Genomic DNA, 12572 nt, shown 5'->3' with positions numbered 1-12572 from the left:
GGATCACCAGATCGCAGTGTGAGTCGAGCCCAGTCTATGTAGCCACCTTCGCTTAAGTGGCGATTCGCAGCGTCGGCCAACGATTTCACTTCATCCCTGAATTGGCTTTCGCGACTGCGTTTTGCATCAATCGAGTTGTGAATGCCTCGATGCTTCCGCGACCTGAGTTAAAGCGGTCCATATGCTCAATTACATAGGCCAGCAGCTCTTGAGCGATATCCTCGGGCTCCATGCCTGCGAGGTCCGAGCGATGCTCCACGCGACATACGACCTTCTCTGTCAACTTGGTAGCGTGGGCAAGGATTCTCTGGCGAATCTCCGGTGTGATCAAAGTATTTCCTCCGGCTGGGAGGACGACTTGTTCCAAAAAATCACCAGCGGAACCGTGCTGCGGATTGGTTCATTCGCAGAGAACACACGGGCCGGAATTTCGGGGACTTGGTCGCATCCGTCAGCCGAAGTCACGGCGACTCAAAGCATGAGTCATTGGCTCAAAGCGTGAGCCGAGAAGAATTTTTTAGAATTGCCAAACTGGGTCTTGAGTCGGCCTGTAGCACAGGGACTCTCCTTGAAAGGCCGTTCGTAAATGCTCTGCCAACTCGGGGCAAAACTTGCTCATACGGTCGATGTCGCGATTGACCTGTTGGCGAATATTCTTCCGCGCCCGCGATGCATCGGTTGAAACGCGTGCTTTGCCACCTTTGCCTGTCGCTTTCGTGATGTGGTCGATCAGCTTTTCACGCTCCGACTGCAACCGCTCAATACTGACTAGATCGTTGAAGTGAGCGGCTTCCTCTAACTCTTCGTCGATTTCGCTGAGCTTTCGTGCGTATTCTCGCTTGGCCTCAGCATCGAAGGATTCACCGGTCGAGCTATTTGAGGAGCGGCCTCGAACTCCTGTGCGTGCGGACTCAAGCTCAACCGGATCAAACACCTGGTTGGGATGAGTTAACAATTCACGCAGATACCAAAGACCCACTGAGTTCGACAAAGTGAACTGTCGACCTGAGTAACGAATTTGGTAGTTTTCACCCTCGAGGCGAAATGAATTGACGTCGGCGGTCTCTCCGATACCGAGGCGGTTTCGCAGTTCATCGAGCATATGCTGTTGGCAATGCCACCGCCCAGCGCGCTCAACAATCAATTCATCAAGTGCAACACAGATCGTTTTGAATTGAGTTGCTAGAGCGTCAACATCGATGCTCGCATGAAGCAATGTCGGCACGAGGACTACGACAAATGTGGAAGTTGCGAGCGAAGATGCGCTGGTAAGTAGTGACTCGTCATCACCTCGAACACACAGGTGCAAAGCTGCAGACGCAAGCTTGGGTGGCAGACGTCCGATGCGATGAACGTTGGCATCGGGTGAATTTAAGTTGAAGTCGACCCGACCCTCAATGGTCTCCGCAATCTTCGCTGCAAGCGAGCGCAGATTTAATTTACAGACTATTTGCGCATCGCGCGTTACTTCAAACGATTCACCAGCAACGCGGTTGATGCCAACTAGTGGACCATCACGATGCTGAATAACATCGCAAGGTGTCACACCATCGCTGGCCAGCGTCCATGCCGCCAACTCAGGAGTTGCCGTCAGTAGGGTCTGGCAATCCGCCCAGTGATCACCCAGTTCGACTCGCCACAGGAACATCGGGGCCCGAAGACTTGGGATTCGCGAGATGGCTCGCCAGAGGCGAAGTGGCTTGCATTCTGAGGGTTTCATGTTGCGGAACTCGGATACCGATATGAATCATCCAACGATCGATTGCCGCGGTCCCTACCTGGCGGCTAAGTCGAATTTTGTTGCCAGAGCAGACCGTCACCGTCACTTCACCGGCATCCTCGAGAACTATTCTGAACTTGGCGCTCAGCAACCTTCCGGTAGGCGTCAATCGCTTGTTGTGCTCGCGGATAGCATCAAAGATCGCTTCGCTTTTGAACGTTACATGCAGCGTTTTTTCCCCCAGCAACACTTCCTGAATCTCGACCAGAGTGACTCTCTTAATACCAAAGACCAACCCGGGCGATTGCACGTCTTCTCCAAGCCTATAGATAACATCGAGATTGAAAGTCTCCCCATGCTCAAAGAACTCGGGATCGTCGAACAATTGCTCGCTGAACAAACGACAATAGAACCGGCGTTCGCTGACCAGATCAGCACGAATACGCAGCTCGCCAGTCTCGATGTTGTAGACAACCAGGTCGTAGCCAACAGGACGACGAATGTCGGGTCGGCACTGATCGTTGTCCATGACCTCATCGCGTTTGAGTGAGCCTCCGAATCGAATCAGAAAAGCCACTTCGTTACCGAGCTCGTACATCCAAACCGCCGCGCCACCACATCGTTGGCGATTGCGATTGAATTGGTTGGTGCGTTCTTCAATCCTCTTCAATACTCCGTCAGCCGGCATTTCAAACAACGGCGCTTCCAGTGTGCGATTCATGAAACAGTAGAACGACTGAAAGCGGAGCACTATGCGTTCACAGTTAGCGCGACGCAACTGGTCTGGATCGTTCAACCAGATCAGCAGCGCGAGGTCGGCCGGAGTGAGATCGCCTTCAGACAATTCGATGCCGGTCTTGGAAGCAACCAACAACAGGGCTTCCATTCCCTGGTCGTTGGCAACTTCGCTGATGTGGAACAGCGCCTCGATCATGTCGGCCGGCGTCGAACCATCGTGAGCATTGAAGATGCCGATCAGTCGCTGCAAGTGAGCGTCTGTGAATTCTGCAGTCTCAGGGATGGTGAATCCTTGGCTGCATAGGTAGATGTCGAATCGCAACAGAAATTTTCGGAAGCGATTAGGTTCGATCGATCGCAGAATTGCGATGTCGTTGAAATGGGGAAGATGAAAACTGGGCATAAAACACCTGATACAAATTGCGGCTCATTGTGTGCGTCCGTGAAGTCAGACTTGCCGCCAGCGATTGCTAGCTATTTTTCCTTTTGGCCCTCTATCAGACGGTAGGTAAGTGACACGTTTGGTCACAGCCTCCGGAAAATCGGAAAAATTGTCATGATCAGAAAAGGTGTGCGACATCAAAGTACCGGTGCTGCGCGTATTTCGTCGGCTTATGGGCGACGCGATTCAGAACTACCGAAATGGAAGCAAATCGCGATCCTCGCTAGAATTACGGCTTCCAACCAGTGACCATTGGCAAGAAACACGCATCTTTTCATGAGTATCGACGACCAGCTTTCTGCACATCTCAGCAAAATCGGAACAGCTCCGTTTCTGTTCGTAGGCTCGGGATTATCACGTCGCTATGTCGACCTTGAAACATGGGAGCACCTGCTCCGTCGATTTTCCAATGGTCTATCGCATCCTTTCGAATACTACTACGGTCTGGCGGAAAGAAACCTTCCCCAAACCGCTACGATGATTGCGGAAGCATTTTACGAAAAATGGTGGTCAGCGATCGAGTATGAGGGGAGTCGTGCTGCTTTCAAGGAAAACATATGCGCAAATTCATCGTGCCTGAAATTCGAAATAGCCAGTTATTTATTGAAGCAACAGTACATTCCCGGCGCTAACCCTGCCATTGACGTTGAAATCGAGCTACTTAAGCAGGCGACTGTAGACGGCGTGATAACGACCAATTGGGACACTTCGCTCGAAAGCATTTTTCCGGGATTCGAGGTTTACATCGGGCAAGACCAAATTTTGTTTTCCGTATCTCAAGGCATTGCAGAGATCTACAAAATTCATGGATGTGCATCCGAACCCAATTCTCTTGTTTTGACCACTGCTGATTACGCGAATTTCAACGACCGCAATCCATATTTGGCAGCCAAATTGTTGACAATCTTCGTAGAGCATCCGGTGATATTCTTGGGTTATAGCCTTTCGGACGAGAATATCACTAGTATCCTACGACAAATCGCTTCTTGCCTGACAAACTCCAATATCGACAAGCTGAAAGACCGTTTGATTTTCGTACAAATTGACAAAGATTGCCTCGGGGATTCATTCGAATCCAGCGTTACGCAGGTCGATGGTCACGCTATCCCTGTAACCATAATACGAACAAATGATTTTTCGCAGATTTATCGGCCACTCTCACGACTTAAGCGAAAATTCTCGGCCAGGTTGCTGCGAAAGATGAAGGAGCATGTATACGAATTAGTGAAGTCGAGCGATCCGAAATCGAAGCTGGGGGTGGTCGACATTGACGTCGCCGACACCTTTGGGGATTTGGACGTCGTATTCGGCGTCGGTGTCGCTGCAAAAGTGGGCCGAGTTGGCTATAACTCGATCTCTCGCCTGGATTTGTTTAACGATGTTATGGCGTCTGTGAGTCAGTACGACCCGCTCTCCATTGTCAAAGATTTATTACCCACTTTGATGCAGAACACGCCATTTGTTCCGATTTTCCGATACTTGCGAGAAGCAGGCTTGATTGCAGCCGATGGCACAATTGATGTAACCTCCCTGCATTCCAGGGTCGCAAGGACTGCCGGTTTCGGGCTTAGTAACTACTATTCGCCAAAAAGCTATCGCCGCGAGCTAGAACGGGTTCAGAATGAATGTAGGTGCGTGAAGAAAGTGGTTGAAACCTATGGCGAGAATGCATATCTATATATTTCGATGCTAAGAAAGGATCAAATCGATTTAACGCATTTAAGGAATTACATCACAGCCAATATGAAATTTGTTTCTCCGAAGAAAACCCAGACCTATTTTCGGCGGTTAATATGTCTTTATGACTGGCTCGCATATCGCTAGCTGCCGGATCCAACAGCGGTTACGAACTCTCACACACCGGACGACGTTTCCTATTTGAGAAACCGAACTCTTTCCATGCCTTGCGCTGTTCCTCCCAATCATCCAGCTTGGTGATCTTGCGAAGAGACTTTTCGGAAATCTCTGGCTTGCCTTCGGAAAGGCGAGGCAGAAAGAGGAGAGTCTCTTGGAGGTCTGGGGCGAGCATTGTCAAGCTGAGGATTTGTGAGATGCGTGGTTGGCTGACGTTGCCAATGGTGGCGAGGTGCTCTAGGTCGCGAACTTTGCCGGTTCGTAGCAGTTCGTCACAGCGAATGGCGAGGGCCATTAGGCGTGTGATCCGTGGCAACCGTCCAGGTAGTTCTGGTTCATCGCACTGCTGACGCTCCTCCCGCGTGGTGCAGTTGAGAACAAGCTTCTTCTTTACAGTATTCATCAAGCGGCCTCTTCGTCATTCTGGATTAGTGCAGAGATAGCGGTTGGATGATAAGAGATCGATAGGGCTCCCTCGAATCGATCGTATTGAACTCGTGAGACCAGCAACTCCATCATTTGCACGCGTTCCTTCGGGCGAAGGATGGCCCAGAGTCGATCGAAGTCGCTTACCGCTTCTTCAACGTCACTCCGACCAAAGCGACATTGCTTCAAATGCTCGAGGTCTTTTTCAACCTCGACGATCCGGCCTTGGGTCTTGGCGAGCCGCGTTTTCAGATCTTGACGCCTAGCGTCGTTTAGATCGCCAGTCTCACCCTCCGTGGCCATGCGTTTGAGTTCCGCTTCGTCGCGTGAGCGTTGGCTTGTTAGCTGGCGCAATTGCAAGTCGTGCCGTTGCAGATGTTGCTGCAGCAATTGCTCCGATTGTTCAAAAACGGCTCGACGCACTCCCTCGTCGTCAACGATGCATCTCAGCGATTCGACGACCGCAGCTTCAATCGCCGGCGCGGGGATCGATCCGGTGCGACATTGGCTGTGCCCGCGTTTGATGGCGGTTTGGCAAACGTAGTAGCGATAGACTTTGCTTTTCTTCTTGGTAGGGCAATGCACCATTGCATATCCACAGGCTGGGCAATGAAGCAGGCCCTTCAACAACGCATTGTGGCGATTGACCAAGCGATTGCCGTTGCCACGCCCATGCTCTTTCAACTTTGTTTGCACTTTATCGAATACGCTCTGATCGATGATCGGCTCGTGCTGGCCGGCGTAGATCTGGTCCTTGTGCCTAATCTTACCGGCGTAAATTACGTTGGTTAGCAACGCGTGAAGCGAACACTTGTCGAATGGCCGTCCGCCTTTATAACGGCCTTTGCGAGTTAGCCATGTCTTATTAGTCCAGCCAAGCTGATCGAGTTTCTGGACTACCGGTAAAAGCGACTGCAGACTTAGATACGAATCAAAGATCTCGCGGACCATCTCTGCTTCTTGTGCGTTGACGACCAGTTTGGGGCTCGCCGAAGAGCGATCGACGTCGTAACCAAGCACTTGCTGTCCACCGCACCATAAACCCTTCTGGCGCTGGGCCGCGATTTTGTCGCTGATGCGTTCGCTGATGATCTCACGCTCGAACTGTGCAAAGGACAGCAGAATGTTCAGTGTCAGTCGCCCCATCGAATTGGTCGTGTTGAACTGCTGAGTCACAGAGACAAAGGAAACTCCAGAGGCATCGAATGCTTTCATGGTTTGGGCGAAGTCGAATAGCGAGCGACTTAGTCGATCGACCTTGTAAACAATCACACAGTCAACTTCCCCAGCCTCGATATCCTTCATCAACTCGTTGTACGCAGGGCGATCGAGGTTGCCACCAGAAAATCCTCCGTCGTCATAACGTTTGGGCAAACAGACCCAGCCTTCGGACTTCTGGCTAGCGATGAATGACTCGGCCGCGTCTCGTTGAGCGTCAAGCGAGTTAAATTCGAGGTCCAGCCGCTCCTCGGTGGATTTGCGAGTGTAGATCGCACAACGGATGCGACTTCTATCTTCTTCTTGTTTCTTGCGATTCATTTGGATTGTCCTAGTTTGAAGAAATGGAAACCGTTGCAGTGCGATCCGGTGATGGCACGTGCGACTGCGGTCAGCGACTTGTAGCGTTCGCCCTCGAACTCAAAGCCATCGGTCATGACCATCACGATCAGAAGTTTGCCTTTGTAGTTACGCTCGATCACTTGGCCCGGAGGTGGGATGCGTTGGTCCCAATCCGCCGGAATGGACGCCGGGACTTCTTTCTTGGACTTGCGAGCATTGGGTGGTGTGACCCGAAGCAACGATTCGCCGGCAATGACCGTGGCTCGCAGAATGGCACGTTCGCTCAAGCCGCCTTCGTCGTCGGCCTGCATCTTCCAAGCAACTCGGCGGTAGACATAGCGCCGGTTCCTCGATCGGCATTTCTCGCCGAACAGCTTTTCGTACTTGGCTGCAAGCTGGCCGATGGATAGCTCGGACAACTCCGCCAGCTTGATTTTCGTATCAGGACTCATCGTCGTCCCCCTTGTCGCGCTGCATCGTTGCGTCGCTTACTGGTGTGGCTGGTTCTTGAGATGCGATCGCCTGTTGCTCGACCAGCTTGTTCGCGTGTCGCCAGATCGCTTCGACGATCAAGGCAGCGATCTTTGTTTGTTGCTCCTCGCACATGGTTGTTTGGATTTATCTCGGAGTCTGAACTGGTCTCTTCGAGGCCCGTCGCCTCGTCGTTTTGACCAGTCACAGAGAGCGAGGAAACCGGACTAAACTCAAGCCGCTCGGGTAGAGAGTCCGAGACAATTTCCGAGATTTCTGACGATTGTTCTTTCTCGCGTTTCCACCGCAGCACCGCTCGTCCCAACAATGTTGCCACCCGCGTTACTTGCTCCACCGGCGAGATCATCTCAGCCATATAACCTCCTGAGGCATGTTTAAGCACATTCAACCTACCGAACCGGACCAAACCGCTTCTCAGGAATAACTATGCAATTTGTCCCGACGACGTCCCGCAGAATGATTTTTCACAGGCCAAAACGGCATTTTTGGGGCGGTCTCTGGAGAGTCTCTCGGCGCGGGAAAATCACATAAGCCGAAGGTCAGAGAGACAAGAGAGTCGTGAGATTCGGGGGTACGAGCTCTCGCCGCGGTGGGCGGAGTCGTCGGATAGAGAGTCTCTACTTGGAGAGCCAGAGATCCGCGAGAGAGTGGGCCGAAGTGCGTTTGCCCTTGTAAAAACCTCGCGGAAAAACGAAAAAAGCCGGCGACAGTGCATTACACCATCGCCGGCTTAAATACTTAACCCGGAGGTCAAACAAAGTTTGACAGGGTTGGTAGAGTTGCGGGAGCCGGATTCGAACCGACGACCTCGAGGTTATGAGCCTCGCGAGCTACCGGGCTGCTCCATCCCGCGGGGCAAATGATATGTATCCTTGGCTTGGTGTCTAGCCCTTTTGCCTCTTTTCTTTTCGTCACCCCATTTCCCTTTTGCATCGCTCCTGTCTCGCCCGCGAATTGCTGTTGTTGACGCCGGATGTTGTTGACGCCGGATGTGGTGGACACCCGTTTCTCGCCCCGGGGGAGCGCGGAAGTTGGGGGGCTATTCGGCTTGTGAGACTTATTCCACTTCCCCGCGATGGAAACGTTTGGCGATTTCCGAAGCTTCCCTGGGAAAAGGGTTGGGGTGGTCTCCCATCGTTCAAGGAATCGTCTAGACTAGTGCGCACGACCAAGTACGGTCGGGAGCTTACGGAATGTCGTTTTTTCGGTTCCTTTACGAGGCAAAAGCGTGCGGCAAGCGTTGATTAGCGATATTCACGGCAATTTGGAAGCTCTCCAGGCCGTTCTTGCTGACATCGCGGCTCAAAACGTGGACGAGATCATTTGCCTGGGTGATATCGTGGGATACGGTCCGAATCCGTGCGAGTGTTTGGACTTGGTGATGAAGCGCTGCAAGCTGACGATCATGGGGAACCATGACCAGGCGGCCCTTTTCGATCCCGATGGTTTCAACCCCGTTGCGCTGCGGGCTATTTATTGGACTCGCGACCGTTTGGACGCTGGCCCGACCAACGTCGTGAATCGCCGCTGGGATTTCTTGAGCGAACTTCCCAAGCTCTATGTGCAAGAGAAGTTCATGTTTGTGCACGGTTCGCCCCGGGACCCGACCAACGAGTATGTGTTCCCCGAGTTTATTTACGACAAGACAAAGATGGAGAGTATCTTCTCTCGCATCACGCAATATTGCTTCCAAGGTCACACGCACATGCCTGGGGTGTTCACTCCTGACTTGGAGTTTATCAAGCCGAGCCAGTGCGACTATGTGTTTCCGCTTGGTAAGGAAAAGTTGATGGTCAATGTTGGGAGTGTCGGTCAGCCTCGCGATGAGGACAACCGAGCTTGCTACGCCATCATCGATCACGACACCAAGAAGCTTGTTTACCGGCGTGTCGAATACGATTTCGATGCAACCGCCAAGAAGATTTATGGCATCGCCGACCTCGATCGCATGCTCGGGGATCGTCTGAGAACCGGCCGGTGAGGCCTTCGATTCAACATGTCAGGGATTGCAGATTAGTAAGGTCCAATCGGAAGTGCGCACCGCAATAGTTAGCGATATTCACGGTAACCTGGAAGCGTTATTGGCAGTCATGACCGACCTTCGTGCGGAGGGCTGCGAACGGATTGTGTGCCTTGGAGACATCGTCGGCTATGGCCCCAACCCCTGCGAGTGTCTGGACGTCATCTCCAACGTCGATGCGTGCGTTCTCGGCAACCATGACTACGGAGCGCTCATCGACCCAGAAGGCTTCAGTGCGGCAGCGGAACAAGCGATCTTTTGGACCAGAAGGCAGCTTGAAAACCCCACCACCGCGGAGGCATCCAGAAAGCGTTTGGAGTATCTTGCTCGGCTCCCCCGAACGATTGCGGAAGGGAACATCCTTTTCGTCCACGGCTCGGTTCGCAATCCGCTCAATGAGTACGTCTTCCCTGAGGACGTTTTCAATCGCCGTAAGATGGAGAAGCTTTTCTCCATGGTGCAGGGATATACGTTTCAAGGTCACACCCATGCGCCGGGCGTATTCACTTCGAACATGCAGTTTCAACGTCCGGATGAACTGGGCTATCGCACGCAGCTTCCAGCTGACAAGGCGATGGTGAATGTCGGGAGCGTCGGGCAGCCTCGCGACGGAGATTGGCGGAGTTGCTATGTGATCCTGGACGGAAAAGATCTGGAGTTTAGGAGAATCGAGTACGACATCGAGACGACGATTAGCAAGATCTTTGCGATCCCTGAGTTGGATAACTTTTTGGGGGAGAGGCTGCGAGAGGGAAGGTAGGGCACGCTGCGCGTGAGAGAGTAGAGCGTAGTAAGTAGAGAGTCGAAAGCAGGGCGGGGGCTGAATGGGGGAGAGCGTGTACTCGGGCTAAACGGTCGGGGCCGACCGTTCGACGGGGGGGTGAGGATGAGCGGTTGACGGGGGGCGAGGACGAATGTTCCCCAATCGGCTAGAAGGATTCGTTCTCGAGGGCTTGGAGGACGGGGTCGATCTTGGTCTGGTTTGGGATGACTTGCGTGACGCTGACTTTTGATTTCTTGAGCTCTTCGATCTGAGCGGCCATGCGTTGAATGAGAGTGGCGATTTCGTTTCCAGCCGCTTCCCCTAAATGGACGGTCAAGGCTTTGCGGGCGCTGTAAGAGAGTCCGAGTTCTTCTTTTTTCATGGGTTTGAGTCCTTTGAAAGAGGTGTTGGCAATCGGGGGCTGATGCCCGGGGGGTGATCCCTCGGCGCTTGCGGCATTTGCAAAGTAGTCCCTTGCTAACGCAGCGACTTGGGATGGATTCTTCGTTTATTCGACCGTGACGCTCTTGGCGAGGTTTCGAGGTTTGTCGACATCGCAACCGCGGAGGACAGCGATGTGGTAGGCGAGCAATTGCAGAGGTATCGAAGCGACGATCGGTTGAAGGAAATCTTCGGCGTAGGGTATTTCGATATAATCATCCACCAACTTTTCCAGTTGTTCGTCCATCTGATCCACGATGGCGATCACGGGCCCGCGCCGAGCTTTGACCTCTTGGAGATTGCTCATGACTTTGTCGTAGACAGTCGATCGGGACATGATGAAGACCGACGGCGTGTGTTCATCGACCAATGCGATGGGGCCGTGTTTCATTTCGGCAGAGGGGTAGCCCTCGGCGTGGATGTAGCTGATTTCTTTGAGTTTCAACGCGCCTTCCAGGGCTGTCGGAAAGTTGTAGTTGCGTCCCAGGTACAGGAAGTTGTTCGCTCCTTTGTATTTTTCTGCAATCTTTCGGACGGCCGCATCGCATCCGAGAGCATGTTCGACGAGAGTGGGAAGATTCTCGAGTTGATCGATGATGCGATGTCCCGCTTCGTAGCTCAAGTGTCGGAGGCGACCGAAGTAGAGCGCGAGCATGCTCAGCACGCAGAGTTGGGAGGTGAAGGCTTTGGTGGAGGCTACACCGATTTCTGGTCCAGCGTGCAGATAGATACCGCCGTCCGCCTCTTGCGCGATGCTGCTACCGATGACATTGCAGATCGCGAGGGTATGGTGTCCTTTGCGTTTCATCTCTCTCAGAGCAGCGAGGGTGTCGGCTGTTTCACCGCTTTGGGTGATACCGAAGATCAGGGTGTCATGATCGACAGGAGGGTTTCGATACCGAAGCTCGCTCGCGTATTCGACTTCGACCGGCAGTCGAGCAAGTTCTTCGATGAGGTATTCCCCTACAAGGGCCGAGTGCCAACTGGTTCCGCAGGCGGTGAGGATCAAACGATTCACGCTTCGCAATTGCGATGGAGTGAGGTTGAGGCCGCCGAATTTGGCCGTTGCGTTTTCACGGTCGAGACGGCCACGCATGGCATTGCGCAGAGAGTTGGGTTGCTCGTAGATCTCTTTCAGCATGTAATGGGCAAACCCGTCGGTCGTGACATCTTGGGATTGCTCCTCCAAAACGCGTACTTCGGGTCGTACGCGGCCTTGGTCTTTGTGGACGACTTGGATGGAATCTTGGGTCACGACGGCGATTTGATGGTCGGCGAGGTAGATGATGCGTTCGGTGTGCCCGACCAAGGGTGAGGTATCGCTGGCGATGAATTGCTCCCCTTTTCCGACCCCGAGAACGAGCGGGCTACCGCATCGAGCGGCTACGAGGAGATCGGGACGATCGCGGAACATGACAACGAGGCCGTAGGTGCCGCGGAGTTGGGCAACCGACTCGCGGACCGCTTCAACGTAGACAGCGTTGGGTCCTGAAGCGATGGTGGCGGAACCAGGGTTGGTCGGAGAATCGAGTAGATCTTTCAGGCGGTCTGCCACGAGGTGCGAGATCACTTCGGTATCGGTGGCAGACTGGAAGACGTAGCCTTTTTCGATGAGCGTTTCTTTGAGTTGTTGGTAGTTTTCGATGACTCCATTGTGAACGACGGCGACGATTCCTCGTCCCCCCAGGTGCGGGTGAGCGTTTTCCGTCGTCGCTGGACCGTGGGTGGCCCAGCGCGTGTGTCCGATACCTATATTTCCAGCGATCGGTGTTTTATCGATTTGCTCAGCGAGCCGGTCGATACGACCGACAGCACGCGAGAGTTGAAAAGCGTTGGTTTGCGAGGGCAAGGTAGCGATACCCGCGCTGTCGTAACCTCGGTACTCGAGCCGCCTGAGTCCGGAGAGCAAGAATGGGGTTGCTTCTTTTTTACCAACGTATGCGACGATACCACACATGGAATGCGACCAAGGATCAGAGTGCTGGGGGATGAGTACGTGCAGAGGCCGCGCAAGAGCGCAGCCGCCCGCACCACATGAGGGAGCCTAGGTTACTGATCTATGGTAATGGATTTACGGTCGAAGCAACTTCATGAATTTGAGGGGTCGGGAGCGTTT

At 53.2% G+C, this 12572-nt stretch carries 12 protein-coding genes and 1 tRNA gene; 3 read left to right on the top strand and 10 right to left on the bottom strand.

What is annotated here, in order from left to right:
- Positions 1-85: 85 nt before the first annotated feature.
- The 3 genes from SH467x_RS18160 to SH467x_RS18150 all read right to left on the bottom strand — a co-directional run bounded on the left by SH467x_RS18160 (position 86) and on the right by SH467x_RS18150 (position 2861).
- Positions 86-367, bottom strand: a complete 282-nt coding sequence (locus SH467x_RS18160; protein ID WP_482368512.1) for a sigma factor — start codon at positions 365-367, stop codon at positions 86-88.
- A 150-nt stretch (positions 368-517) separates the two neighbouring features.
- Positions 518-1648 (bottom strand): hypothetical protein, encoded by a 1131-nt coding sequence (locus tag SH467x_RS18155; protein WP_482368511.1) that lies wholly within the window; start codon positions 1646-1648, stop codon positions 518-520.
- Complete coding sequence (locus SH467x_RS18150; RefSeq protein WP_482368510.1) at positions 1620-2861, bottom strand: hypothetical protein; 1242 nt, start codon at positions 2859-2861, stop codon at positions 1620-1622. The genes SH467x_RS18155 and SH467x_RS18150 overlap by 29 nt, the downstream gene beginning before the upstream one ends.
- 315 nt (positions 2862-3176) lie before the next feature.
- Between SH467x_RS18150 and SH467x_RS18145 the strand changes: the two genes are divergently transcribed.
- The gene (locus tag SH467x_RS18145; protein WP_482368509.1) at positions 3177-4724 is read left to right on the top strand and encodes an SIR2 family protein; all 1548 of its coding nucleotides are present in this window, start codon (positions 3177-3179) and stop codon (positions 4722-4724) included.
- A 19-nt stretch (positions 4725-4743) separates the two neighbouring features.
- Here SH467x_RS18145 and SH467x_RS18140 read toward each other — a convergent pair whose 3' ends face one another.
- The 5 genes from SH467x_RS18140 to SH467x_RS18120 all read right to left on the bottom strand — a co-directional run bounded on the left by SH467x_RS18140 (position 4744) and on the right by SH467x_RS18120 (position 8085).
- Positions 4744-5157, bottom strand: coding sequence for a hypothetical protein (locus SH467x_RS18140; RefSeq protein WP_482368508.1), 414 nt, complete (start codon positions 5155-5157; stop codon positions 4744-4746).
- Positions 5157-6719: a recombinase family protein gene (locus SH467x_RS18135; RefSeq protein ID WP_482368507.1), complete on the bottom strand. Its 1563-nt coding sequence runs from the start codon at positions 6717-6719 to the stop codon at positions 5157-5159. Before SH467x_RS18135 ends, SH467x_RS18140 begins: the two co-directional genes overlap by 1 nt.
- Positions 6716-7192, bottom strand: coding sequence for a DUF2924 domain-containing protein (locus SH467x_RS18130; RefSeq protein ID WP_482368506.1), 477 nt, complete (start codon positions 7190-7192; stop codon positions 6716-6718). Before SH467x_RS18130 ends, SH467x_RS18135 begins: the two co-directional genes overlap by 4 nt.
- On the bottom strand, positions 7182-7346 hold the full coding sequence (locus SH467x_RS18125) for a hypothetical protein (RefSeq protein WP_482368505.1): 165 nt from the start codon (positions 7344-7346) through the stop codon (positions 7182-7184). The genes SH467x_RS18130 and SH467x_RS18125 overlap by 11 nt, the downstream gene beginning before the upstream one ends.
- Before the next feature lie 665 nt (positions 7347-8011).
- A tRNA-Met gene (locus SH467x_RS18120) sits at positions 8012-8085 on the bottom strand.
- A 375-nt stretch (positions 8086-8460) separates the two neighbouring features.
- On the opposite strand from SH467x_RS18120, the gene SH467x_RS18115 reads away from it, so the two are divergent.
- Positions 8461-9213 (top strand): metallophosphoesterase family protein, encoded by a 753-nt coding sequence (locus SH467x_RS18115; protein WP_482368504.1) that lies wholly within the window; start codon positions 8461-8463, stop codon positions 9211-9213.
- 52 nt (positions 9214-9265) lie between these two features.
- A complete protein-coding gene (locus tag SH467x_RS18110; protein WP_482368503.1) occupies positions 9266-10012 on the top strand; it encodes a metallophosphoesterase family protein in 747 nt (248 codons plus the stop codon).
- Positions 10013-10181: 169 nt separating this feature from the next.
- Here the strand turns inward: SH467x_RS18110 and SH467x_RS18105 are convergent, their stop codons facing one another.
- Positions 10182-10397: a hypothetical protein gene (locus tag SH467x_RS18105; RefSeq protein ID WP_482368502.1), complete on the bottom strand. Its 216-nt coding sequence runs from the start codon at positions 10395-10397 to the stop codon at positions 10182-10184.
- 126 nt (positions 10398-10523) lie between these two features.
- Positions 10524-12413, bottom strand: coding sequence for a glutamine--fructose-6-phosphate transaminase (isomerizing) (gene glmS, locus SH467x_RS18100; RefSeq protein ID WP_482368501.1), 1890 nt, complete (start codon positions 12411-12413; stop codon positions 10524-10526).
- Between the last annotated feature and the right edge of the window lie 159 nt (positions 12414-12572).

Origin of the sequence: Brakhagea slesvicensis (genome assembly GCF_052161625.1) — a bacterium.
Lineage (GTDB): Bacteria > Planctomycetota > Planctomycetia > Pirellulales > Pirellulaceae > JBKCUI01.
The sequence above is the reverse complement of the archived record's forward strand: the minus strand, read 5'-3'. Positions and strand labels throughout refer to the sequence as shown.